Annotated in this window: 23 protein-coding genes and 1 rRNA gene; 15 read left to right on the top strand and 9 right to left on the bottom strand. The window is 66.5% G+C overall.

Translation table 11 applies throughout. The features are described from left to right. Positions 1-7: 7 nt before the first annotated feature. The 3 genes from ACQU6B_RS07660 to ACQU6B_RS07650 form a co-directional block, all read right to left on the bottom strand. Positions 8-1138 (bottom strand): substrate-binding domain-containing protein, encoded by a 1131-nt coding sequence (locus tag ACQU6B_RS07660; RefSeq protein ID WP_430866955.1) that lies wholly within the window; start codon positions 1136-1138, stop codon positions 8-10. Beyond that, a complete protein-coding gene (locus ACQU6B_RS07655; RefSeq protein ID WP_430866954.1) occupies positions 1135-2364 on the bottom strand; it encodes an ROK family transcriptional regulator in 1230 nt (409 codons plus the stop codon). The genes ACQU6B_RS07660 and ACQU6B_RS07655 overlap by 4 nt, the downstream gene beginning before the upstream one ends. 63 nt (positions 2365-2427) lie before the next feature. Next, positions 2428-3417, bottom strand: coding sequence for a zinc-binding alcohol dehydrogenase family protein (locus ACQU6B_RS07650; RefSeq protein WP_430866953.1), 990 nt, complete (start codon positions 3415-3417; stop codon positions 2428-2430). 98 nt (positions 3418-3515) lie between these two features. Between ACQU6B_RS07650 and ACQU6B_RS07645 the strand changes: the two genes are divergently transcribed. Continuing rightward, complete coding sequence (locus ACQU6B_RS07645) at positions 3516-4829, top strand: Nramp family divalent metal transporter (RefSeq protein WP_430866952.1); 1314 nt, start codon at positions 3516-3518, stop codon at positions 4827-4829. 12 nt (positions 4830-4841) lie between these two features. On the opposite strand, the gene ACQU6B_RS07640 is transcribed toward ACQU6B_RS07645, so the two are convergent. The 6 genes from ACQU6B_RS07640 to ACQU6B_RS07615 all read right to left on the bottom strand — a co-directional run bounded on the left by ACQU6B_RS07640 (position 4842) and on the right by ACQU6B_RS07615 (position 8434). Next, a complete protein-coding gene (locus tag ACQU6B_RS07640; RefSeq protein ID WP_430866951.1) occupies positions 4842-5510 on the bottom strand; it encodes a metal-dependent transcriptional regulator in 669 nt (222 codons plus the stop codon). A gap of 8 nt (positions 5511-5518) precedes the next feature. Then, positions 5519-6586, bottom strand: a complete 1068-nt coding sequence (locus tag ACQU6B_RS07635; protein ID WP_430866950.1) for an NAD-dependent epimerase/dehydratase family protein — start codon at positions 6584-6586, stop codon at positions 5519-5521. Between the two features lie 15 nt (positions 6587-6601). Next, complete coding sequence (locus ACQU6B_RS07630) at positions 6602-7129, bottom strand: hypothetical protein (protein WP_430866949.1); 528 nt, start codon at positions 7127-7129, stop codon at positions 6602-6604. 51 nt (positions 7130-7180) lie between these two features. Next, positions 7181-7495 carry a hypothetical protein gene (locus ACQU6B_RS07625; protein ID WP_430866948.1) on the bottom strand — a complete coding sequence of 105 codons (315 nt, stop codon included), beginning with the start codon at positions 7493-7495 and terminating at the stop codon, positions 7181-7183. A 26-nt stretch (positions 7496-7521) separates the two neighbouring features. After that, positions 7522-7821: a hypothetical protein gene (locus ACQU6B_RS07620; RefSeq protein ID WP_430866947.1), complete on the bottom strand. Its 300-nt coding sequence runs from the start codon at positions 7819-7821 to the stop codon at positions 7522-7524. A 112-nt stretch (positions 7822-7933) separates the two neighbouring features. Further along, on the bottom strand, positions 7934-8434 hold the full coding sequence (locus ACQU6B_RS07615) for a GNAT family N-acetyltransferase (RefSeq protein WP_430866946.1): 501 nt from the start codon (positions 8432-8434) through the stop codon (positions 7934-7936). A 115-nt stretch (positions 8435-8549) separates the two neighbouring features. Between ACQU6B_RS07615 and argC the strand changes: the two genes are divergently transcribed. The 14 genes from argC (at position 8550) to ACQU6B_RS07545 (ending at position 24868) form a co-directional block, all read left to right on the top strand. Continuing rightward, the gene (gene argC / locus ACQU6B_RS07610; protein WP_430866945.1) at positions 8550-9593 is read left to right on the top strand and encodes an N-acetyl-gamma-glutamyl-phosphate reductase; all 1044 of its coding nucleotides are present in this window, start codon (positions 8550-8552) and stop codon (positions 9591-9593) included. A gap of 52 nt (positions 9594-9645) precedes the next feature. Beyond that, positions 9646-10821 (top strand): bifunctional glutamate N-acetyltransferase/amino-acid acetyltransferase ArgJ, encoded by a 1176-nt coding sequence (argJ, locus tag ACQU6B_RS07605; protein ID WP_430866944.1) that lies wholly within the window; start codon positions 9646-9648, stop codon positions 10819-10821. After that, positions 10818-11738 carry an acetylglutamate kinase gene (gene argB, locus ACQU6B_RS07600; protein WP_430866943.1) on the top strand — a complete coding sequence of 307 codons (921 nt, stop codon included), beginning with the start codon at positions 10818-10820 and terminating at the stop codon, positions 11736-11738. The genes argJ and argB overlap by 4 nt, the downstream gene beginning before the upstream one ends. After that, on the top strand, positions 11735-13006 hold the full coding sequence (locus tag ACQU6B_RS07595) for an acetylornithine transaminase (protein ID WP_430866942.1): 1272 nt from the start codon (positions 11735-11737) through the stop codon (positions 13004-13006). The genes argB and ACQU6B_RS07595 overlap by 4 nt, the downstream gene beginning before the upstream one ends. A gap of 2 nt (positions 13007-13008) precedes the next feature. Beyond that, on the top strand, positions 13009-13938 hold the full coding sequence (gene argF / locus ACQU6B_RS07590; protein ID WP_430866941.1) for an ornithine carbamoyltransferase: 930 nt from the start codon (positions 13009-13011) through the stop codon (positions 13936-13938). Next, on the top strand, positions 13920-14429 hold the full coding sequence (gene argR, locus ACQU6B_RS07585) for an arginine repressor (RefSeq protein ID WP_430866940.1): 510 nt from the start codon (positions 13920-13922) through the stop codon (positions 14427-14429). Before argF ends, argR begins: the two co-directional genes overlap by 19 nt. A gap of 98 nt (positions 14430-14527) precedes the next feature. Next, positions 14528-15730 carry an argininosuccinate synthase gene (locus ACQU6B_RS07580; RefSeq protein ID WP_430866939.1) on the top strand — a complete coding sequence of 401 codons (1203 nt, stop codon included), beginning with the start codon at positions 14528-14530 and terminating at the stop codon, positions 15728-15730. 2 nt (positions 15731-15732) lie between these two features. After that, on the top strand, positions 15733-17166 hold the full coding sequence (argH, locus tag ACQU6B_RS07575; protein WP_430866938.1) for an argininosuccinate lyase: 1434 nt from the start codon (positions 15733-15735) through the stop codon (positions 17164-17166). Positions 17167-17354: 188 nt separating this feature from the next. Continuing rightward, positions 17355-18521 carry a M20/M25/M40 family metallo-hydrolase gene (locus ACQU6B_RS07570; RefSeq protein WP_430866937.1) on the top strand — a complete coding sequence of 389 codons (1167 nt, stop codon included), beginning with the start codon at positions 17355-17357 and terminating at the stop codon, positions 18519-18521. Continuing rightward, complete coding sequence (locus ACQU6B_RS07565) at positions 18518-19552, top strand: hypothetical protein (protein WP_430866936.1); 1035 nt, start codon at positions 18518-18520, stop codon at positions 19550-19552. Before ACQU6B_RS07570 ends, ACQU6B_RS07565 begins: the two co-directional genes overlap by 4 nt. After that, entirely contained in the window at positions 19549-20682 is a 1134-nt protein-coding gene (gene menC, locus ACQU6B_RS07560) for an o-succinylbenzoate synthase (protein WP_430866935.1), read from the top strand. The genes ACQU6B_RS07565 and menC overlap by 4 nt, the downstream gene beginning before the upstream one ends. Positions 20683-20875: 193 nt before the next feature. Continuing rightward, positions 20876-21439 carry a uridine kinase gene (locus ACQU6B_RS07555; RefSeq protein WP_430866934.1) on the top strand — a complete coding sequence of 188 codons (564 nt, stop codon included), beginning with the start codon at positions 20876-20878 and terminating at the stop codon, positions 21437-21439. 84 nt (positions 21440-21523) lie between these two features. Then, positions 21524-22783 (top strand): tyrosine--tRNA ligase, encoded by a 1260-nt coding sequence (tyrS, locus tag ACQU6B_RS07550; protein ID WP_430866933.1) that lies wholly within the window; start codon positions 21524-21526, stop codon positions 22781-22783. Between the two features lie 562 nt (positions 22784-23345). After that, positions 23346-24868: ribosomal RNA gene (locus ACQU6B_RS07545) — 16S ribosomal RNA — on the top strand. Positions 24869-25050: the final 182 nt, after the last annotated feature.

Genomic DNA, 25050 nt, shown 5'->3' with positions numbered 1-25050 from the left:
CGGTTCCCTATTCAATTCCGGCGTCGGCACACGCCGACGCATATTGGGGCGTGCAGATTTGCTCGACGGTGTAGAAGCCGTCCGCCACCACCGTGTCCATGATGTTGTCCCTGGTGACAGCGACTGGCATCAGTAGCGTCGTCGGCACACCCGCGACGTCGCCGTCCGCGTCAACGAGCGCGCCGCTCAGCAACGCAAACGCGGCATCGGCGGCGTTGCGCGCTTGCGCGGGGATGGCTTTGTAGACCGTCATGTATTGGCTGCCGGCGACTATTCGTTGGATGGCGGCGAGTTCGGCGTCCTGGCCGGTCACCGGCGGAACCGACTGCATCCCGGCGGCCTTGAACGCGGCTATCGCGCCCCCTGCGGTGCCGTCATTGGCCGCGTAGACGCCGTCGATCTGGTCGCCGTGTTGAACCACTTGGCCGGCGGCCCACTCCTGCGCCTTGTCGGGGCTCCAATCGGGCGATGAGTATTCGGCGATGACAGTTAGGTTCGATTCCGCGAAGGCCTGCAGCGCGCCGTCCTTAAACGTCTGCGAATTGGGATCGGTGGGGGAGCCGTTGATCATGATGATGTTGCCGTCGGCATTGCCGGCAGCGGTCATCGCGTCGACCAACGCGGCCCCCTGCAACTCGCCAACGGCCACGCCGTCGAAGGACACGAAGTATGCGACGTCGGCACCCTCGACGCTGCGGTCGTACGCGATCACGGGCACTCCACGCGAGTTGGCCGCCGCGACTATCGATAGCGCGGCCGAGGAGTCGACGGCGTCCAGCACCAGCACGTCGATGTCCTGCGTGAGCGCGGATTCGGCCTGCTGCTGCTGCTTCGAGGCGTCGCCGTCCGCGTTTGAGTAGATCAGTTCACAGTCGGGGCAAAGCTCACTCAGATGGTCCTCGAAATAGGGGCGATCGAACGTCTCGTAGCGTGAGGTCTTTGACTCGGGTAGCAACAGCGCGACCCGGCCGGCGTCGCCCGAGCCAGTGTCGGCCCCGTCCGGAGTGCAGCCCGCAAGGGCGGCTCCGAGGAGCCCAACCGACGCTAGGCGTGCACCCGCGCGGCGCCATGCGGCGCCCGGACCGCGCTTGCGTCGATTCTCAGTGGTGGCGGGCGGCTTGACACGTGCCGCCCTCATAGAGCGACGACCCGGGGATGTGCCGAGTCGACACTCGGTTTAATGTCGCCCACTCCGCCATCGGTAAGTACGTTGAGTTGGTCGATCGCGAAACTGACCGCGCCGATTACCTCGGCGTGGCTGCCAAGTTGGCCCTGCACGACCTCGGGTGCGTCCTCAGGTTCGACGAGTACGGACCGCTCGAGGGTGTGGCGCAGCGGGCCGAGCAGGAGCTCGCCCGCGTTGGCGAGATCTCCGCCCACGACCACGCGCTCCGGGTCCAGGATGTTGCATAGGTCCGCCGTGGCGACGCCGATGCGGTGGCCGGCATCCGCTATCGCGCGCACAAACCTGTCCTCGCCCGCCACTGCACGGCTCACGACGTCCTGAAGCTTGAGGCCGCGACGCTCGGAGCGCAGGGGCTCGATAATCGCCGCCGCCCCCACGTACATCTCGAGGCAACCGCGCTTTCCGCAGCGGCAGACTGGACCGTTCTCGTCCACGGTGACGTGGCCGAGCTCGCCCGCGACGCCATGGTGGCCGCGCCATACGTTGCCCCCCAGGATGATCCCCGCGCCGATTCCGGCGGACGAGTTGATGTAGATCATGTCCCCGCGTCGTCGCGCGGCCCCACGCCGGTACTCGGCCAGCGCGCCCAGATTGCAATTGTTGTCGACAAATACGCGGCAGTTCAGCGCCGTCCCCAGTGACTCCGCTACGTCGACGCCGTCCCAGCCGCGCATGAGTCCCGTGCGCGAGATGAGTCCGGTGCGGGAGTCGATGGGGGCCTCGATCGCGACGCCGACCGCGAGCATCTCGCTCAGATCGGTATCCAGCGACTCGAACATGTCCGCGAACATGCGCGTCAGGCGGCCCAGTTCCGCATCGGCGCGGTGGTCCTTCGCGAGCGGCAGGTGGTTCTCCGCCACCACCTTTTGCGCCACGTCGGCTACCACCACTCGGAGGTGCCGCCCTGAGATGTGTACCCCACCTACCAGGCCCAATGCGTGGGCGAGGGTGACGAACTGAGCGCGTCGACCGCTGCGGGTGGACTGCGTGGTGTTGAGGATTCCCTGCGCTGCAAGTTCCTTGACGATGTTCGACACGGTGGCGGGGGACAGTCCCGTCGCGCCCACCAGCTCCACCTGGGTGAGGCCGCCGTGCATTTTGACCGCGTCGACGATTCGCGCGCGGTTCGCGTCGCGCAACGACGTCTGGGAGCCCGGCGTTGGGCGATTCGTGGTCACACCGCCAGGTTACACGCGACCGGGCGGCGCTCAGTTGCGCGCGGCCGTGCGCCACGTGAGTGGCTACCTGGTCACGACGATCTTGCCCTGGGTTCCGTGCGACTCGATGCGGCGGTGTGCCTCGCGGATTCCCGCGGCGGTGAAGTCCTCGATGTACTGCGTGGCAGTCGTGCGGATCTCGCCCGCGTCGACCATCGTTGCAAGGTCCGCCAGCATGCGTCCCTGAACGGCGATGTCCGGGGTCTGGAACAGCGACCGGGAGAACATGAACTCCCAGTGCCAGGAGATGCGCTTGGGCTTGAGCGGCGAGAGGTTCAGGTTGCCGTCGTCGATGGCCGCGATGTGGCCCAGGGGCTTGACGATCTCGGCGAAGGCGCCAATCTGACCCTCGGAGTGGGTGGAGAGCACGTAGTCGACGCCCTCTGGGACGATGCGCAACACCTCCGCGCCCAGATCGTGGTGGTTTGCCACCTCGTCGGCCCCCATCTCGCGAGCCCAGGCAGCGGTCTCCGGTCGTGACGCGGTCGCGATCACCCGCAGCGAGGTCAACCGCTTGGCCAGTTGGATCATGATGGAGCCGACGCCACCCGCGCCTCCCAGTACTAGCAGTGTGCCCTCGCTATTTGCCCCCACGTGGAAGAGGTCCTCGAGCGCCTCCATCGCGGTGAGCGCGGTCAACGGCAGCGCGGCAGCGTCGGCGAAGGACAGGGTGGTGGGCTTGTGTGCCGCGATGCGGTGATCGACGGCCTGATAGTCCGCGTTAGAACCTGGCCGATCAATGGCGCCGGCGTAGTAGACCTCGTCGCCCACGGCGAAGCCCGAGACCTCCTGGCCCACCGCGGTGACGGTGCCCGCGGCGTCGTACCCAAGGATTCGCGGCGTGTCCGACGGGTTCGCTGACAGGCGCACCTTGGAGTCGACGGGGTTGACCGAGACGGCCTCGACCCGCACCACCAGGTCGTGGGGAAGTGCTTGCGGCGCCTCAACCTCCACGTCAACGAGGGCAGCGGGGTCTGAGATAGGCAGCCCGCCGGGGGTGGCGATGGCACGCATGAGATTTCCTTCCGTGGAGTACTTCCCATTAGAACCCGGAGCCGCAGATCCCCCTTCCCGACGCCCCGCGCAGTGGGCAGGGTGCTAAATTGTTCGGTATGCCGAACTTTGACGACGCGCCCGTGCCAGAACGGGCCGCAGTCGTCAGTTCCGAGGCCGATGCGGCGGCACGTAGGCGCGCGCCGGAGCGCGGGCTGTGGCGACTGCTCGGCCCCGCCTTCGTGGCGGCGGTCGCTTACGTCGACCCGGGCAACGTGGCCGCCAACCTCACCGCCGGCGCGCAGTACGGGTACCTACTCGTGTGGGTGCTCGTGGTCTCCAACGCCATGGCCGTGCTGATCCAGTACCTGTCCGCCAAGCTCGGGCTCGTGACGGGCAAATCGCTGCCGGAGCTGCTCGGGATGCGTCTGCGTACCGGGGGCAGACGCGCCTTCTGGCTGCAGGCGGAGGTGATCGCGGCTGCGACCGACGTCGCCGAGGTGATCGGCGGCGCGATCGCGCTCAACCTCCTGTTTGGGATTCCGCTGTGGTGGGGCGGCCTCATTACCGGCGCCGTCTCGATGGCGCTGCTGGTCATTCACAGCCGCCGCGGGCAGCAGCCGTTCGAGTTCGTGATCATTGCCCTGCTGGCCGTGATCTCCGTGGGGTTCCTGGCGGGGTTGTTTGTCTCCGACGTCAATTGGGGCGAGGCCGCGGCGGGGCTGGTGCCACGGTTCCAGGGGTCCCAGACCGTGCTGCTCGCGGCATCGATGCTCGGCGCGACCGTCATGCCGCACGCCATTTACCTTCACTCCGCGCTGTCCCGCGACCGGCACCGTCCCCTGGGCGTTCCAGACGCGCCCGTGGAGCGCGATCACGCGCTCACGCGCCGCCTGCTGCGCGCGAACCGCTGGGACGTAGGCGTATCGCTCGTGATCGCGGGCACGGTCAACATCGCGATGCTACTGCTCGCCGCCGCGAGCCTGCGGGGGGTGGCGGGCACCGACACCATCGAGGGTGCCCACGCAGCTATTCAGACGGCCTTGGGTCCCGGCATCGCGGTGATCTTCGCGGTCGGGCTGCTGGCGTCTGGGCTCGCGGCTACGTCTGTGGGTGCCTACGCCGGGGCGGTGATCATGGACGGGCTGATCCAGAAGCGCATCCCGCTGCTGACACGCAGGGTCGTGACGCTGATCCCGGCACTCATTCTGCTGGCGGTGGGCACCAACCCCACGTGGGCGCTCGTGATGTCTCAGGTGGTGCTGAGCCTGGGGATCCCGTTCGCGCTCATCCCGCTGGTCAAACTCACCGGCAGTCGCGAGCTGATGGGGCGATTCGTCAACCCCCGCACTACCCAGGGAATCGCGTGGCTCGTCGTGGTGTTGATCGTCGCGCTCAACGTGGCGCTGGTCGTGATTACGTTCTCCGGCTAGGGCTTCGGGAACCTACGCGCGCACGACCCACACCGAGTCCGCGTCCTGTGCGCTGAGGTTGAGTAGGCGCCCTGACACCTCCACCTGCATCGCGCAGGTCGAGTCCGAGTGCATCACCACATCCACCTCGGAGTCCAGCACCAGGCCCTGCGCGGCGAAGATGCGCAGTCGCTCCGGGTCCGCGTCGGAGATGCGTGCGACCACCACGGTGTCGCCAATCACGACGCTCGACAGCGGCACCGCGTCCGGAAGGTGGGGTGCGCCGGCTGCGGACGGAATGGGGTCGCCGTGCGGGTCGCGAGTGGGGTGGCCAAGCCGCGCGTCAATCGCGTCGAGCAGCCGGTCGGACACCGCATGCTCGAGCACCTCCGCCTCCTCGTGAACCTCGTCCCATCCGTAGCCAAACTCGCGAACCAGGTAGGTCTCCATGAGGCGATGGCGACGCACCATGGAGACGGCATGCGCGCGTCCCAGGTCGGTGAGTTCGACGTTCGCGTACGGGGTGTGCTCCGCGAAGCCGTTCGCAACGAGCTTCTTGACGCCGTCCGACGCCGATGAGGTGCGCACGCCCAGGCGCTCAGCCAGCGCGGTGACGGTGACGCCGTCGGCGGACCACTCGCCAAGGGACCAGATCGCCTTGAGATAGTCCTGGGTCGCGGACGTGAGTTTGGTGACTGACACGCGAGCGCCTAGCCCCGCCCGGCGTCGTCGTCGAACGCCGCGGCGACCGCGGTCTCGTAGCGGTCGATCACGTCGTCCCATTTCGCGTTCGAGTCCTCGTCGATTTCGCGCCGAGATTCCTCCGCGAGGAACCAATCGATCGACTCCCGCACCCCGTCCTTGAAACGTCGGGTGGGGTTGAAGTCGGGTACGGCTGCGCGCAGCTTGGAGGTGTTGAACACCCCCGCGTTGGCCTTGTCCCCGAGCAGCGGTCCCTCGAAGGCGTCCGGGTCGTACCGTGCCAGCAGCGTGCTCGGGATGAACACCGACTGTGCGGCGATCTTCTCCGCGGAGACGCCGATGGCGGCGCCCACGTACTCGTGGATCTGGTTCCAGGTCAGCACGTCGTCGGACGTAATGGTGAAGTCCTCCCGGAGCGCCCGCTCGTTGCCTAGCAGGCCAACCAGACCCACCGCGAAGTCGCGGTGATCGGTGAGCGTCCACAGCGAGGTGCCGTCGCCGTGCACGATGAACTTCTCGCCGCGCTGGATACGGTCGATCACGGTCCACGGGGCGCTGTCACCCGTAATGGCGAGCGGGATGTTCGAGTAGCCGTAGGTGTGCGAGGGGCGGACAATCGTGAAGGGGAAGTCGGCCGAGGCGCCCGCCTCGCGCAGTACCTGCTCTGCGGCTGCCTTGTCCCGGCTGTACTGCCAGAACGGGTTCGCCAGCGGGGTCTGTTCCGTCGTGACGTAGTGCTGCGGCGGGGTCTGGTACGCGGAGGCCGACGAGATGAACACGTACTGGTCCGCGATTCCGGTAAACGTCTCGACGTCCTGCCGCACGTGCTCGGGGGAGAACGCGATCCACTGGACCACGGCGTCGTACCGGCCGTGAGCGGCCACGTCGGCATTCAGCGCCTCTCGGAGGGCGGCCACGTCGTGGATGTCTACATTGATAGTCCTGGCCCCGGCAGGAGTGGCGGCCACGGGGGACTGCCCCCGCGTGACCAGGGTGAGGTCCATGCCGCGCTCGATTGCCAGGGGGGAGCAGGCCGAGGAGATGAGTCCTGTGCCGCCGATGAAGAGTACGCGCAAGGTGATCCTCCGGGGTTACTTGCAGTGGACCTGTTCAGTGGTGGACAGGGTGTTGCCTGCTTCGGTGATGCTGTCCGCCAGGTCGGCAGTCTGCTGGTTGAGATCGTCGAGCGTGGCGGCGAAGTCGTCCACGTTGTCCGCGGTCGCGCTCGCGATAGCCATCTGCTGGAACACGTCCAGCATGGCTAGGTAGGACTCGAGCGCTGTGCCAACTTCCTCGTCCGGCGCGGCGTCGAGGGCCTCCTGGAACTCATCGCCCACGGTCGTCACCGTCACCTCCGCGTCGGCTCCCCAGCTATTAAGGGCGGCAAAGTCTCCGTCGCGGGCGGCTGTCAGCGTTTCGGGATCAGGCACCAGCGTCTCTAGTTGAGCGGCCAACTCCGAAAGCGAGCGGCTGGTGTCGCAGAACTGTTCGTACTCGGCGTCATCGCTCGCGCACCCCGTCAGGACCAGCGTCCCCACCGCCATCGCGATACCGGCGCGACCTGTGGCGCGCCACGCGCGTGAGCGAAAGGTGGACGCGGATGACCGTTGGTTACTCATGGGGCAACAGTAAGGTGCGGCGTTATCGCGGGCAACACGGCGTGCCTCGGGTCAGAGAATGGACCGCATCACTGCGACGGCCGCGAGAGCGATTGCGAGCATCGCGAGGCCGCGAGCCATACGAACGCGTGACTCGGCGTTGAAGTTGAGGGAGTCGGCGGGCATGCGGGTGGAGAAGAAGATGGTTCCCGCGGACTCCACCAGGGTAAATACCGCGAGCCAGAGGGACAGCGCGGGCATGAGCACCGCGGCCACACCGAGTACCACCGCCATGACAGCCAGCGCGAGGGAGACCTTGGCAAGGTTCGCCGCTACCAGGAAGTCGGGGTTGGGCTCGTCGGCGTAATCGTTCTCAGGAGTGCTCATGGGATTAAATCCTAGAGCGCAATCGACTAGAGCAGACCCACGGTGCCCATCACGATGCCGATCACTGAGAACGCGGCGGCGGTCTGTCGCCAGCTCTTCCCTCGCGGCTCGTCGGAGTCGTTGCTATTGCCCCGCCGCGCGAACACCAGACCGAGGACGCCCATAGCGATGGCGATGGCGCCGAGCGCACTTGTTGAAATCGAAATGAGGCCGAACGCCATCGCGATGATGCCGAACGTAGTCGCCGCATCGGCCGGCTGCCGTGCCTTCTTCAGTGCATCGGAAGAATTGTTGCCGCTTGGCGGGACGGGTGGTGGGGTGCTCATGATTCAACGCTAAGCGGGACGAGCAGCGTTCGCAACAGCGTGGGCCGCAAGGCCTCGTTGCGCCAAGCACGCAGACCGCCGCGACGGATGGCGCCAGTTGGTGGGGCGAGTGTCAGTAGACGTGGCGGCTGAGCATGCACACCCGCACCGTGCCGCCCTTGGTCTCCTGCTCCGCCAACTGCCTGAACCCCAGCCTCTCGTGAAAGGCGATGGATCCCGGATTGGGTGGGCGCACGTTGACCTCCGCGTTGATCTCCGTGGCTCCGCGCTCGCGGGCGCGCTCGAACACCGACTCGTAGAGTGCGCGCCCAATTCCCGTGCCCTTTGCCCCCGGACCCACGACGATGCGGTCGATGTAGAGGTGGCGCACGCCCCTGGCCTCGAACCACTGGTAGTTCTCCGACTCGTAGGGCTGTCCGCCGCCCAGGCTCAGCAGGAACGCGAGCACGTCGCCGTCGTGGTCCGTCGCGACGAGCGCGACGTCGCACATGGACAGGACCGCGGTGACTTCCGACTCCTCGAGCAGGTTGACCGCCGGCGCCGCCGCGTTATTGAGCGCGGTGACGGCCGGGACATCGGTCTCGCGCATCACGCGCAGGCGGAGGTATCGCATGTCAACATTGTGCCGGGTCTTTGTGACAAATGCGTGACTTTCTGGGGTCGGTCCCGAGTCGGCCCTCGGCGCGGGCTACTCGCACTTTCATGCAAACCACTGTATATTTATACGCATGACGATTTCAGTCGCAGTATCAGGCGCCTCCGGCTATGTCGGCGGCGAAGTCCTTAGGGTATTCAGCGCCCACCCCGACGTGGAGTTTGGTGCGCTGACGGCCCACTCGAGCGCGGGAGACGCGCTCGGCGTGCATCAGCCGCACCTGCGGCCGCTCGCCGACCGCATCATCGTGCCGACTACGGCGGAGAACCTCGCCGGTCACGACGTCGTGGTGCTGGCACTGCCGCACGGCGCATCGGGAGAGATCGCGGCTCAGCTGCCGCCCGAGACCCTCGTGATCGACTGTGGCGCCGACCACCGACTTGCCAGCGCCGATGCGTGGGCCGAGTACTACGGGGGAGTCCACTCGGGCACCTGGCCGTACGGGATGCCCGAGCTGATCACCGCCGGGGGCCACCAGCGCGACGTCCTGTTCGGTACCAAGCGCATCGCGGTTCCCGGATGCAACGTCACCGCGGTCACGCTCGCTATGCAGCCTGGCGTCGCGGCGGGCGTCATCGACCCCACCGACCTAGTTGCCGTGCTGGCTGTCGGCTACTCGGGAGCGGGCAAGAAGCTCGCGACCAACCTGCTCGCGTCGGAGGGCCTCGGCGCGGCCAGCCCCTACGCGGTGGGTGGCACGCACCGCCACATCCCCGAGATCCTTCAGAATCTCGAGGTGGCCGGCGCGGACGACGTGCGCATCAGCTTCACCCCGGTGCTCGTGCCGATGGCCCGCGGAATCCTCGCGACCGTCACCGCGCCCCTAGCCGCCGGAGCGGACGCCGACTCCGTGCGCGCCGCGTGGGAAAGCGCGTATGCGGACGAGCCCTTTGTGCACCTGCTCCCCGAGGGCCAGTGGCCCACCACCGCGGCGACGCTCGGCGCGAACACGGTCCTAGTCCAGGTCACCGTGGACAAGAAGGCCGGGCGCGTAGTCGTCGTGGCGGCCATCGACAACCTCGTCAAGGGCACGGCCGGAGCCGCGCTGCAGTCCATGAACCTGGCCCTGGGACTACCCGAAGCAACCGGGCTCACCACCATCGGGGTCGCGCCGTGATGGGCGCGCTGACCTGTCCCCGTGTTGACTGTGCAATTCTAGGAGCAGACCTATGAGCGTTACTTATGCAAAAGGCTTCGAGGCATCCGGCGTAGTCGCCGGCCTCAAGTCGACCGGAGCCAAGGACGTGGCGCTCGTCGTCAACAACGGGCCCAGCCACGTGGGCGCGGGGGTTTTCACCACCAACCGGGTGTTTGCCGCCCCGATCGCCTGGTCGCGCGAGGTCATCGCGGACGGCCGTATCGACGCCGTCATCCTTAACTCCGGGGGAGCGAACGCCGCGACGGGGCCCGAGGGCTTCGTCGACACGCACCGCACCGCGGAGCACACCGCCCAGGCGCTCCAGGCCGCTGGCCGTGAGCTGTCGGCCACCGACGTGGCCGTCTGCTCCACCGGCCTCATCGGCGTGCGTCTCAACATGGACAACCTGCTGGACGGAGTCGACCGCAGCGTCACCGACCTGTCCGCGGACGGCGGCGACGACGCCGCGCACGCGATCATGACCACCGACTCCGTGCCCAAGCTCGCGACCGCCGACGGCGACGGCTGGGTTGTGGGAGGCATGGCCAAGGGCGCCGGAATGCTCGCGCCCGGCATGGCGACCATGCTGTGCGTGATTACGACGGACGCGTTGGTGGATTCCGCGCCGGCACAATTCGCACTGAACCGCGCGGTCGCTACCACCCTGAATCGCGTCGACTCGGACGGCTGCATGTCGACCAACGACACGGTGCTGCTGATGGCCTCCGGCGCATCGGGAGTCACGCCCTCGCCCCAGGAGTTCGCCGCGGCCCTCACCGACGTGTGCGCTCAGCTGGCGCGCGGCCTCGTCGCCGACGCCGAGGGTGCCGGTCACGAGATCTCCGTGACGGTCACCAACGCCACGACTGAGCACGCGGCGGAGGAAGTTGCCCGCGCCATCGCGCGCTCCAACCTCTTCAAGACCGCGATCTTCGGCAACGACCCCAACTGGGGCCGGATCATTTCCGCCGCGGGCACTGTGCCCGAGGCTGTCGCGCCGTTCGATGCGGCCAACCTGGACGTCCACGTCAACGGCATTCACGTGTGCCGCGCATCTGGCGTCGGGGACGACCGCGACCTGGTGGACCTCACCGGCCGCGAGGTATTCGTGACACTCGACCTCCACGCCGGCGACGCCCAGGCCACCATCTGGACCAACGACCTCACCCACGACTACGTCCACGAGAACAGTGCATATTCATCATGAGCCATGACTTTGATCTCCCCGACCTGAGCGCCAACCAGAAGGTGGGCGTCCTCATCGACGCCATGCCCTGGATCGAGAGCTTCAAGGGCGCCACCGTCGTCATCAAGTACGGCGGCAACGCCATGATCGACGACGAGCTCAAGCGCGCGTTCGCCCAGGACGTCGTCCACCTGCGACTGCTGGGCCTGTACCCCGTGGTGGTGCACGGCGGCGGCCCGCAGATCTCGGAGATGCTGACCAAGCTCGGCATCGAGTCCGAGTTCCGTGGCGGCCTGCGCGTGACCACCCCGGAGGCCATGGACGTGGTGCGCATGGTGCTCACCGGCTCGGTCTCGCGCGAACTCGTGGGTCTCATCAACGACCACGGCCCGCTCGCGGTCGGACTCTCCGGCGAGGATGCCGGCCTGCTCCAGGCCAAGCGCCGCAAGGCGACAGTCGACGGCGAGTCTGTCGACGTCGGGCTAGTCGGCGACGTCGTCAAGGTCAACCCCGCCGCCGTCGAGGACATCATCCACGCCGGCCGCATCCCCGTGGTGTCCACGGTCGCGCCCGACGTCGATGACCCCACCACAGTGCTGAACGTGAACGCGGACACCGCTGCCGCCGCGATCGCGGTCGCGCTGCGCGCCAAGAAGCTCATCATGCTTACCGACGTGGAGGGCCTGTACGCCAACTGGCCCGACCGCACCTCGCTGGTGCGCCGCATTCACGCGACCGACGTGGAGAAGCTGCTGCCGACCCTGGCCTCGGGAATGGTCCCCAAGATGGAGGCCTGCCTGCGGGCGGTCCGCGGCGGCGTCTCGCACGCTCACATCATCGACGGGCGCGAGCCGCACTCGATTCTGACGGAGATCTTCACGACCTCCGGCATCGGCACCATGGTGCGTCCCGACGACGTCGAGCTGTGGGCATCATGACCGCGCAGCCTCCCTACGAGCACGGCGGCGCCGGCCTCGAAAAGGGTGCAGTCGAGCTACAGCGCTACAACCACGCGCTGATGGGCACGTACGGTCAGCCGATGCGCGTCATCGAGCGCGGCGAGGGCAGCTACGTCTGGGACGCCGACGGCAACAAGTACCTCGACCTGCTCGGCGGAATCGCCGTCAACACGCTCGGCCACGCGCACCCCGCGTGGGTCGCTGCGCTGACTAAGCAGGCGCAGACGCTCGCCCACACGTCCAACTTCTTCGCGACCCGGCCGCAGATCGAGCTGGCCGAGAAGTTGCTGGAAATCGCGCACGCCCCGGTGGGCTCTCGCGTGTTCTTCTCCAACTCGGGGGCCGAGGCCAACGAGGCCGCGTTCAAGATGGCGCGGCGCACGGGCAAGGGCACCATCATCGCCCTCGAGGGAAGCTTTCACGGCCGCACCATGGGCGCCCTGTCCATGACGCACAAGCCCGCGATTCGCGAGCCCTTCGCGCCGATGCCCGCGGGCGTCGTGTTCGTGCCGGCCGACGACGTCGAGGCGCTCCGCGCTGCCGCGACGGAGGCCGGCGACGACCTGGCCGCGATCATCATCGAGCCCATCCAGGGGGAGGCCGGCGTCCGTCCTCTGACGCTCGGGTTCCTGACGGCGGCCCGCATCTTCACGTCGCGCCACAACGCGCTGCTCATCATGGACGAGGTCCAGACGGGCGTCGCGCGCACCGGCGCCTGGTTCGCGCACCAGTTGCACGGCATCACCCCCGACGTCATGACGCTCGCCAAGGGACTGGGTGGGGGCTTCCCGCTGGGCGCCGTCATCGCGTTCGGCGAACGGGCCGGAAACCTGCTCGGCAAGGGCGACCACGGCACCACGTTCGGCGGCAACGCGCTCGGCGCCGCCGTCGCGCTGGCGACCCTGGGTGCCATTGAAGACGAAAACCTCATCGCGAACGTCAAGACCGTCAGCGAGCACCTGCGCACGTCGCTCGGTGCGGTGCCGGGCGTCACCGAGGTGCGCGGCGAGGGACTGCTGCTCGGCATCGGCCTCGCAGCGCCCGTGAGCGCGCAGATCGCGGCTGCCGCGGTCGAGGCCGGCTTCATCATCAACCCGCCGTCACCCGACACCATTCGACTCGCGCCAGCACTCAACCTCACCACCGCCGAGGCAGACACCTTCATCGAGTGGTTCAGTGAGTACGTCCGCGTGCACCCGATTGCGGTGACGGCCGCTCCCGACGAATCCCCAGCAGGGCAGGAGTGAGCGTGACTCAGCACTTCCTGAGGGACGACGACCTCAGCCCGGCACAGCAGCGCGAGGTTCTCCAACTAGCGCTCGACTTCCGCAACGACCGCTACGTCAAGCAGCCGTTCCTGGGGCCCAAGGCCGTGGCCGTCATCTTCGACAAGCCCTCCACCCGCACCCGGGTCTCCTTCTCCACGGGTATCGCGGAGCTCGGTGGTTACCCGTTGATCATGGACTCGCGGACGTCTCAGTTGGGCCGCGGCGAGTCGATCGCGGACACGGCGCGAGTACTGGACCGCCAGGTCAGCGCGATCGTGTGGCGGACCTTTGGTCAGGAACGCATCGAGGAGATGGCGGCACACTCGCAGGTTCCCGTGGTGAACGCGCTGACGGACCTCTTTCACCCGTGCCAGATTCTGGCCGACTTCGCGGCCCTCGCGGACGAGCGCGGCTCGGTCAGCGCGCTCCAGGGGCTCGACTTTGCCTACGTGGGCGACGGCGCGAACAACATGGCGAACTCGTACCTGCTTGGCGGCGTGACCGCCGGAATGCACGTGCGCATCGGCACCCCCGAGGGCTACCTGCCCAACCCTGAAGTAGTCGCCAAGGCGGAGCAGATCGCCGAGCAGACCGGCGGCTCGGTGCTAGTGACCCACAGCAACGAGGACGCCGTTCGCGGCGCCGACGTGGTCGCCACCGACACGTGGGTGTCCATGGGCGACGAGGCTCAGTCCGAGCAGCGCACGACGGTCTTCGAGGATTATCAGATCAACGCGGCGACGCTCGACCTCGCGGCTCCGGGTGCCCACGTGCTGCACTGCCTGCCCGCGTACCGGGGCAAGGAGATCACCGCCGACGTCATCGACGGCGACCAGAGCATCGTCTGGCTGGAGGCGGAGTACCGCCTGCACGCGCAGAAGGCGCTGCTGACGTGGCTGGTGGAGCAGTGAACCCGCTGACCAAGATTCCGGCCACCAAGGCCGCGCGTCAGGCGCTGATCAGGCGGCTCATCGAGACCGAGCCCATTCGCTCGCAGGGTGACCTGGCCGCACGTCTTGAGGCCGCGGAGATTTCCGTGACCCAGGCGACGCTGTCGCGCGACCTCGTCGACATCGGCGCAGTCAAGGTGCGGGCCGTCGCGGGCGGGCACGTCTACGCCGTCGGCGACGGGGCTGAGGCCTCCGAGAGTTCGGACCAGCGCCTGTCGCGGCTGTGCAGCGAGTTGCTCTTCAGCGCGGATGGATCTGCGAACCTCGCGGTGATTCGCACCCCGTCGGGCGCCGCGCAGTACCTGGCGAGCGCTATCGACGGGCACGACGACCTCGACATTGTCGGCACCGTCGCGGGCGACGACACCGTCATGGTGATCTCCCGCGACCCCCACGGCGGGCTCGCGCTCGCCCAGAGATTTCTTGACCGAGCATCGGGCACGATGCACTAAGAACCGCATCGGGCCCGCACCAACTGGCCGAACATGGCCTCCCCAGACAACACCGCACGACCACACCGAACGACTAACGCAGACAGAGGTAAAGAGAAATGACTGAACGGATTGTGCTCGCCTACTCGGGCGGCCTGGACACCTCGGTGGCCATTGGATGGATCGCCGATGCGACGGGCGCGGAAGTAATCGCCGTCGCCGTGGACGTGGGACAGGGCGGCGAGGACCTCGAGGTCATTCGCCAGCGCGCGCTGGACTGCGGCGCAGTGGAGGCGTACGTCGCCGACGCTCGCGACGAGTTCGCCGAGGACTACTGCATGCCGGCCCTGAAGGCCAACGCGCTGTACCACGACAAGTACCCCCTGGTCTCGGCGCTGTCACGCCCCGTGATCGTGTCTCACCTCGTCAAGGCCGCCCGCGAGTTCGGCGCCACCACCGTGTCTCACGGCTGCACCGGCAAGGGCAACGACCAGGTCCGCTTCGAGGTGGGCATCACGTCACTGGCTCCCGACCTCAAGTGCATCGCGCCGGTTCGCGACCTCGCGCTGACGCGTGACCGCGCCATCGAGTACGCGGAGAAGCACAACCTCCCCATCGTGACCACCAAGAAGAACCCGTTCTCGATCGACCAGAACGTGTGGGGCCGCGCCGTCGAGACCGGCTTCCTCGAGGACATCTGGAACGCGCCGACCAAGGACGTGTACGACTACACGGACGACCCGGCCTTCCCGCCGGTGCCGGACGAGGTCATCATCACGTTCCGGGAGGGCATCCCCGTGGCGATCGACGGCGTGACCGTCACCCCGCTGCAGGCCATCGAGCAGCTGAACCAGCGTGCCGGCGCCCAGGGCGTGGGCCGCATCGACATCGTCGAGGACCGCCTCGTGGGCATCAAGTCCCGCGAGGTCTACGAGGCGCCGGGCGCGATCGCGCTGATCGAGGCTCACCGCGAGCTCGAGAACGTGTGCCTCGAGCGCGACCAGGCCCGCTTCAAGCGGACCGTCAGCGACCGCTGGACCGACCTGGTCTACGAAGGCATGTGGACCTCGCCGCTGAAGGACTCGCTCGACGCGTTCATCAACGACACCCAGCAGTACGTGAACGGAGACATCCGCATGGACCTGCACGGTGGCAAGGCCGTCGTGACGGGCCGTCGCTCCGAGACCGGTCTGTACGACTTCAACCTCGCGACCTACGATGAGGGCGACGCGTTCGACCAGAGCGCAGCACGCGGCTTCATCGAGATCTACGGCCTTGCGGCCAAGCAGGCAGCCGCACGCCAGGCGCGGTTGAAGGGATAGTCATGTCAGAGCAGTCCGGCACGAACGAGGGCGCGCTGTGGGGGGCCCGTTTTGACGACGGCCCCGCAGCGGCGCTAGCCGCCTTGAGTAAGTCAACTCATTTCGACTGGCGATACGCGGACGAGGACCTCATCGGTTCCATCGCCCACGCGCACGCGCTCGAGAAGGCCGGGCTGCTCACCCCGCAGGAGTCCGTCGACATGGTCGCCGGGCTCGAGGCACTGCGCACGGATGTGCGCGAGGGCAATGCCTTCGTGAGCGCAAGCGACGAGGACGTGCACGGCGCGCTCGAGCGTCTGCTGATCGAGAAGATCGGCACCGAGCTCGGCGGCAAGCTGCGCGCTGGCCGCTCGCGAAACGACCAGATCGCCACGCTACCGCGCATGTACCTGCGTCGCCACGCGAGGCTCATCGGCTCGCAGGTGCTCGACGTCGTCGACGCGCTGCTCGAGCAGGCGGACCGTCACATCGACGATCCGATGCCGGGGCGTACACACTTCCAGCACGCCCAGCCGGTGACGCTGGGTCACCACCTGCTGGCGCACGCGTGGCCGCTGCTGCGCGACGTCGAGCGGCTGACCGACTGGGACGCGCGTGCCGCGTACTCGCCCTACGGTGCCGGCGCTCTCGCGGGCTCGACCCTGGGGCTCGACCCCGCTGCCGTCGCTACGGAACTGGGCTTCGAGGGCCCCATGGAGAACTCGATCGACGCGACCGCCTCGCGCGACGTGATCGCCGAGTTCTCGTGGGTGACCGCCATGATCGGCATCGACCTCTCGCGGATCTCCGAGGAAGTCATCGCGTGGGCGACGGTGGAATTTGGCTTCGCCAAGCTCGACGACGCGTACTCGACCGGCTCCTCGATCATGCCGCAGAAGAAGAACCCCGACATCGCGGAGCTCGCACGCGGGAAGGCGGGACGCCTGATCGGCGACCTGACCGGACTGCTGGCCACCCTCAAGGGTCTTCCGCTCGCGTATAACCGTGACATCCAAGAGGTCCACGAGCCGGTGTTCGACGCGGTCGACACCCTCGAGGTGCTGCTGCCCGCGTTCTCCGGCATGGTGCGCACCCTTCGCTTCCAGACCGAGCGCATGGCTGAGCTCGCACCCGCAGGGTTCTCCCTCGCCACCGACATCGCCGAGTGGCTAGTCAAGCAGGGCGTGCCCTTCCGCGAGGCCCACGAGGTCGCGGGCGCCTGCGTGCGCCTATGCGAGAAGCGCGACAAGGAACTCCACCAGATGACGCCGCAGGAACTTTCTGCGATCTCCCCGCACCTGAACGAGGGTGTGCTCGAGGTGCTGACCGTGGAGGGCTCGCTCGCCGCGCGCGACGGAGTGGGCGGCACCGCGCCCGTCCGCGTGATCGAGCAGGGCAAGTCTGCCCGCGCCCGCGTCAAGCACTTCCGGCCCTGGACCAGGCCCGCATCTGAGTAGAACCGCCGCGGCGGCTGCGTAAAGCCGCCCAGGCGTTTTCGTAATAGCGACACGGCGTTCGCCGAGCCGCCCGCCGGCCTGTGCGCCCCGTACTTCGGGATCGCACAGGTTGGCTGTCGCCGCGGGTCCCAAGCGTTCGGCGTCCGCAAAGTGAACCCCGCCGTGTCATCGCTGGCAGTATGGAGTGCATGCCGAACGCCCTGCTGACCGCGTGTCATGACCGACTGGACGACATGCTCTTCGACGTCGCCCGGATCATCGAGTTCGAGTCGCCGTCGGGAGACCTCGACGCGATCGCGCGCAGCGCCTCGCTGGTCGAGACAGTGCTCGGCGACCGCCTGCGTTCGGCAGGTATTGCCGCAACCGCCGACCGCATCGTGATCGACGGCGTCACCCATTTGCGCTGGCGCATTGGCGCCGGCCCCCGGCGCGTCCTTCTGCTTGGCCACCACGACACCGTGTGGCCGCACGGGACCCTCGACGCGATTCCGTTTGACGTGACGGGAGGCATCCTGCGTGGCCCCGGCTGCTACGACATGGCGATCGGGCTGGTGCAGGCGGCTCACGCGACCGCCTTGCTCGCGGAGCTACACGGAGCCGATGCCGTAGACGGCGTCACCATCCTGGTCACCGGCGACGAGGAGGTCGGCTCGCAGACCTCGCGCGCGCTGCTGGAGGACGAGGCCCGCGGCTGCGACGCGGTTTTTGTCCTCGAGGCGTCCGGCCCGGGCGGCTCCCTCAAGACCGAGCGCAAGGGCACGTCGATGTACACGGTGCACGCCAACGGCCGCGCCTCGCACGCGGGCCTGGACCCGGAGTCCGGCATCAACGCGGGACTCGAGCTCGCCCATCAGATTCCGGCGATCGCCGGCCTCTCCGCGCCCGAAGCTGGCACGACGGTGACCCCCACCAGCGGGCGCATCGGCACCACCACCAATACCGTTCCCGCCATGGCTAGCGTCGACGTGGACGTCCGCGGGCGCACGGCCGCTGAACTCGAGCGCGTCGACTCACAGATCCGTGAGCTTTCTCCCGCGCTCGACGGCGCCACGATCACCGTGACCGGAGGCGTCAATAGGCCGCCTCTCGAACTGGCCAGTGCCGCGGGCCTGTTCGCTCGCGCCGTCAGGCTCGCGCCCGACGCGGGGATCGCCGGGCTCCGCGACGTCGCGGTGGGAGGCGCCTCCGACGGCAACTTCACCGCGGGCATCGGCGTGCCGACCCTCGACGGACTGGGCGGCGTTGGCGGTGGAGCGCACGCGGACTCCGAGCACGTTGAGGTGGCGCAAGTGCCGCACCGCACGGCGCTAGTGGCGCTGCTCATCCAGGACGTGCTGCGCGGCGATCGCTCGTGACTGGTGCACTCACCGGGGTCACCGCAGAGGAGGCCTGGGCCGATTACCGGACCGCGGCCGCTGCGGCGGGTGTCTCGGTGCGCACCGTCAGCGTCGACGACGCGTGGGCGGCGGTGGCGCTCCTTGAGGAGATTTGGAAGGCCAGGCCCGTGGAGGCGGCGCTGCTGATTTCGCTGGCTCACACCGGCGGGTACGCCGTGGTCGCGGTAGATGCGGAAGTGGTCGCGGGGGACAGCAACGAAGAAGTGGCGTCCGGGGAGGACGGGGAGAAGGCGAACCGGGACAGTGCGGGCCGTGACGCTGTGCTCGGGGCAGCCGCGGGGTACTTCGCACAGCCGGTCGGAACCGCGCTGCACTCCCACGTCGCCGGAGTGCGACCCGGCATCGAGCGCCCGGGCGTCGGCCGCGCGATGAAGCTCCACCAGCGCGCGTGGTGCCTCGACCTCGGCGTGACCGAGGTGACCTGGACGTTCGACCCGTTGGTAGCCCGCAACGCACACATCAACCTCACCCGCCTGGGCGCGGACTTCGACGAGTATCTGGTCGACTTCTACGGAGTGATGACCGACGGCATTAATGCCGGTCAGGGGAGTGACCGCGCGGTTCTCAGGTGGCACCTCACCCGCCCGTATCTCCCCATACCTCGTGGCGGTCAGGTCGCCGACCAGCATGGCGGCCCTCCGGGCGACCAGTGCGGAAGCACTCAGAACTCAGCCTCAGCCGAGGGCACCCCCGGCGCCGACCTGCGACGCGCGGGAACCGGGGACGTCCGCCACGACGAGCCCGTGGCCGCTCCCGCCCTCGTCGTCGCGCCCGATGGTGCTCCTCGACGCAACCCCGTTCCAGCCTCGGGCGACGTCACGCTTGCCATCCCCCGGGACATCGAGGGCCTGCGCGCGACTGACCCCGCCCAGGCATCGGCGTGGCGGACGGCGCTACGCGAGACGATGACGCCGCTGCTCGCTGACGGCTGGCGTGTCACAGGATTTGAACCCGCAACCGGCTACCTCGTCGAAAGGCCAACGCCATGACCCTGAAGATCATCTCCGTCACGTATCACTCGCTCGAGATCCCGCTGGTGACGCCCTTCACCACATCGTTCTCGACCCAGACGGCTCGCAAGATGCTCGTGGTCGAGGTGAACGCTGAGGTCGACGGCACGCAGGTCACCGGCTGGGGCGAGTGCGGCGCGCTAGCGGAGCCGGTGTACTCCGAGGAGTACAACGCCGGCGTGCTGGACGTTAGCGAGACGTTCCTGCTGCCCCTTCTCGGTGCGGCGCAGCGCGACGGCGGCATCACCGCGGAGACAGTCGGCAAGCACCTCGAGCCGATCGTCGGGCACCGCATGGCGAAGTCCGCGCTCGAGATGGCGATCCTCGACGCGCAGTTGCGCGCCGCCGGCATATCCTTCGCCGAATACCTCGGCGTGACGCGGGACCGCGTGCCGTCGGGAGTGTCGGTGGGCATTCAGGACTCGGTGCCGCGCCTTCTCGATGTGGTCGACGGCTACCTCGACGAGGGCTACCAGCGGATCAAGCTCAAAATCAAGCCGGGCTGGGACGTGGACCCGGTCCGCGCGGTGCGCGAGGCCCACCCTGACGTGGCGCTGCAGGTGGATGCGAACGCCGCATACACCCTCGTCGACGCCGCGCACCTGACCAAGCTCGACGCGTACGACCTGTTGCTGATAGAGCAGCCGCTCGCTGAGGATGACCTGCGTCAGCACGCCGAACTGGCCCGCGTCATGCGCACCCCCATGTGTCTGGACGAGTCCGTGGTGAGCGCGGCATCGGCGGCCGACGCCATCTCGATGGGCGCCGCGGCGATCATCAATATCAAGCCCTCCCGGGTGGGTGGCTACCTGGAGGCGCGGCGTATCCACGATGTCGCCAGCGCCCACGGCACCGCGGTGTGGTGTGGCGGAATGCTGGAGACGGGAATCGGCCGGGGCGCGAACGCCGCGCTGGCTGGCATGCCCGGCTTCACGCTGCCGGGCGACATCTCCGCCTCGAGTAGGTTCTACGCCCAGGACATCACCACGCCGTTCGTGCTCGAGGATGGTTTCATCCGGATCCCGACGGCTCCTGGACTGTGCGAGCTGCCGAATGAGGACACCCTGGCAGGCTTCACGAAGGCCACCCGCACGGTGAAGGTCGGCTAGCACCGCCCCATCCGGCCTTCCCTCTTCCTTGAACCTCGTGCGTTCACGTGGTGGTTGGTGAAGCGAGTTGAGTCACTCTTACGTTCACGTTGCGGTTGCAAGCCGGGTGCGTCGGGGCTGGCCGCCTGCCGCTGTGAACAGGTGGTGCACGTGGGAGACGGAAGGAAGCGGATCGCCACCGTATCCTGGGCGTATGGCCAACCCGAGCATCGCGGACCTCGCCGCGGAGGTCCGTAGCCGCGATCCTCACCTCGACGAGACGCGTCTAGTCCTGATTGACGGTCCCGCGGGCTCCGGCAAGACGACCCTCGCGGGCCGGCTGGGCAGCGTTCTGGGTGCGCAGGTGGTCCACGGCGACGACATCTACGAGGGCTGGGATGGACTCGACTCGATGTGGCCGGTGCTCGGTACCCAGATCCTGGAGCCGATGGCTCGTGGCGAGGCGGCATCGTTCGCTGCTTGGGACTGGCACGCGTCGCGCCGGGGAGACACCATCGAGGTCCCGGGTGCGCCGTTCCTCATCATCGAGGGGGTCGGCGTCGCACAGCGGGCCGCCCGGCCGTTTGCCTCGCTCGTCATCTATGTCGAGGCGCCGTGGTCCGAGAGGCTAAGCCGCGGAATCGAGCGAGACGGCGAGGGTATGCGAGCCGACTGGGAACGCTGGCAGGTTCTAGAACTGATCCACCATGACGCACAGCAGACGCGCGTAGGCGCCCACCTCGAGATTGACGGCGCTGCGCCCATACCGGAGGCGTGATTGCGCGCGTCGCGCCGCCCGACCGGCTTGGAACTGTCCCGGCCTTGAGGCGAGGGTGCTTTCCCCTGGCACAATGAAGGCATCATGACGAATATCCTCGACGAGCTCGCCTGGCGCGGGCTAATCTCCCAGACCACCGACGACTCAGCCCTACGCAAGGCTCTGGACGAAGGGGCCGTCACGCTGTACTGCGGGTTCGACCCCACCGCACCCAGTCTGCACGTGGGCAACCTGATGCAGGTGCTCACCGTCCGCAGGTTCCAGGATGCGGGCCATAAGCCCCTGCTTCTAGTGGGCGGGGCTACCGGTCTGATCGGCGACCCGCGCATGTCAGGAGAGCGCACCCTCAACCCCGTAGAGGTCGTTCACGAATGGGTGGAGCGCATCCGCGGGCAGATAGAGCCGCTCATGAGCTTCGAGGGCGACAACGCCGCTCGTATGGTCAACAACTACGACTGGACCAAGGAGATGGACGCGATCGCGTTCCTCCGCGACGTGGGCAAGCACTTCCGCATGGGCACGATGCTCGCGAAGGAGACCGTGTCGCGCCGGCTCAATTCCGACGACGGAATCTCGTACACGGAGTTCAGCTACCAAGTCCTGCAGGCAATGGACTACCTCGAGCTCTTCAAGCGGTACGGCTGCACGTTACAGACCGGTGGCTCGGATCAGTGGGGCAATCTGCTGGGCGGGACCGAGTTGATCCGTAAGTCGGAGAGCGCGCACGCGCACGCCTTGGCAACGCCACTGGTGACCAAGGCGGACGGGACCAAGTTCGGAAAGACCGAGGGCGGGGCGATCTGGCTAGATGCGGCGATGACGTCCCCCTACTCGATGTACCAGTTCTGGCTGGGCAGCGCCGATGGCGACGTCGTGCAGTACCTCAAGTACTTCACGTTCCGGACGCAGGACGAGATCGCGGCGCTCGAGGTCAAGGTTGCGGAGGAGCCTTTCAGGCGAGAGGCCCAGAAGACGCTCGCGTACGACGTGACCGCGCTGGTTCACGGGACGGACGCAGCTGACGCGGCGGTCGAGGCATCGCAGGCCATCTTTGGCAGGGGAGAGCTGATAGGGCTCGACCAGCAGACCCTGGATGGCTGCGCAGCGGAAATCGGCGGAGTCGACGTTGAGGAGGGCGTGATGGTGGTCGACGCTCTGGTCCTAGCCGGCGTCGTGGAGTCCAAATCTGCGGCCCGCCGAGCCATCGCCGAGGGTGGCGCCTACGTCAACAACATCAAGGTCACGGACGCCGATGCGGTGGTCGCGAAGGCGGACGCGCTGGCGGGTGGCTGGTTTGTGGTCAGGCGTGGCAAAAAAACTTTGGGAATGATTCGGGTCGTATGACCCTCGGTTACCCGATGTTCATGCACCGAAGTCGGTATTACCAGGGGATTCACCCGCGACACGCCCGAATGTTTCGAGATTTGACGAGACCGTAACTTCCCCGTAATGTCTTCCTTGTTGCCAAAGACGGGACGCTTTACCGCAGGACTGAAGAAGGCCGCGGGAAGTCCAAGAGACAACACTCAACCAGGCAAAACGGTGGTCGCTAGCGCGCCCGCTGTGATGTAAGGTTGGGGGCCCTCCAAGTTGGAAACATACCGAATCGGTAAGTTGACAGCGAGGAATAAAGGGTGTAAGATAGAAGGGTTGCCCCAAAACAGACTCGGAAGAGTGTGTGGAGGTGCGCGTCCGAAACTTGAGAACTCAACAGTGTGCCACATAAGTCGATGCCAAATTGTTTGGTGTTGCATTGATTAGGACCTTCGGTTCTGGTGGGTGTGATGCTGAATACCTTTGGTAAAGAAATGAATGTCAGTGACATTTGTAATTTGCTAGAGATTAAACGGTTCTTCGGAACCACTTCGTTTGTCTGTGAACCGCTTCGGCGGGTTGCTATTAAACATTAACGGAGAGTTTGATCCTGGCTCAGGACGAACGCTGGCGGCGTGCTTAACACATGCAAGTCGAACGGTGACAGAGGAGCTTGCTCCTCTTGATCAGTGGCGAACGGGTGAGTAACACGTGAGTAACCTGCCCCAGACTCTGGGATAAGCCTTGGAAACGAGGTCTAATACCGGATACGAGACGAGACCGCATGGTCATTGTCTGGAAAGTTTTTCGGTCTGGGATGGACTCGCGGCCTATCAGCTTGTTGGTGAGGTAATGGCTCACCAAGGCGACGACGGGTAGCCGGCCTGAGAGGGCGACCGGCCACACTGGAACTGAGACACGGTCCAGACTCCTACGGGAGGCAGCAGTGGGGAATATTGCACAATGGGCGAAAGCCTGATGCAGCGACGCCGCGTGGGGGATGAAGGCCTTCGGGTTGTAAACCCCTTTCAGTAGGGAAGAAGCGAAAGTGACGGTACCTACAGAAGAAGCGCCGGCTAACTACGTGCCAGCAGCCGCGGTAATACGTAGGGCGCAAGCGTTGTCCGGAATTATTGGGCGTAAAGAGCTCGTAGGCGGTTTGTCGCGTCTGCTGTGAAAGTCCGAGGCTCAACCTCGGATCTGCAGTGGGTACGGGCAGACTAGAGTATGGTAGGGGAGACTGGAATTCCTGGTGTAGCGGTGGAATGCGCAGATATCAGGAGGAACACCAATGGCGAAGGCAGGTCTCTGGGCCATAACTGACGCTGAGGAGCGAAAGCATGGGGAGCGAACAGGATTAGATACCCTGGTAGTCCATGCCGTAAACGGTGGGCACTAGATGTGGGGCTCTTTCCATGAGTTCCGCGTCGCAGCTAACGCATTAAGTGCCCCGCCTGGGGAGTACGGCCGCAAGGCTAAAACTCAAAGGAATTGACGGGGGCCCGCACAAGCGGCGGAGCATGCGGATTAATTCGATGCAACGCGAAGAACCTTACCAAGGCTTGACATATACGGTTTATCCCTAGAGATAGGGAGTCCTTCGGGGCTGTATACAGGTGGTGCATGGTTGTCGTCAGCTCGTGTCGTGAGATGTTGGGTTAAGTCCCGCAACGAGCGCAACCCTCGTTCTATGTTGCCAGCACGTTATGGTGGGGACTCATAGGAGACTGCCGGGGTCAACTCGGAGGAAGGTGGGGATGACGTCAAATCATCATGCCCCTTATGTCTTGGGCTTCACGCATGCTACAATGGCCGGTACAAAGGGCTGCGATACCGTAAGGTGGAGCGAATCCCAAAAAGCCGGTCTCAGTTCGGATTGAGGTCTGCAACTCGACCTCATGAAGTTGGAGTCGCTAGTAATCGCAGATCAGCAACGCTGCGGTGAATACGTTCCCGGGCCTTGTACACACCGCCCGTCAAGTCACGAAAGTCGGTAACACCCGAAGCCAACGGCCTAACCCGCAAGGGAGGGAGTTGTCTAAGGTGGGATTGGCGATTGGGACTAAGTCGTAACAAGGTAGCCGTACCGGAAGGTGCGGCTGGATCACCTCCTTTCTAAGGAGCACTTGGCACCCTCGGGTGTCCAGGAACTCGTTTCGTTCTCAATGTAGAGCGGCGAGTGCTCATGGATGGAACATCGACTATGGCAGCTGCTCGAGAGAGTTTCGCTTAGTACACCTTCGGGTTGGAACGGTTGAGGCTCTGGGTAGTGACTGCATGGCACACTGTTGGGTCCT

This window comes from Demequina aurantiaca, from assembly GCF_050598105.1.
Classification (GTDB): Bacteria; Actinomycetota; Actinomycetes; order Actinomycetales; family Demequinaceae; genus Demequina; species Demequina aurantiaca_A.
Note: the sequence above shows the minus strand (reverse complement) of the source record. Positions and strands in the feature narration are given on the sequence as shown.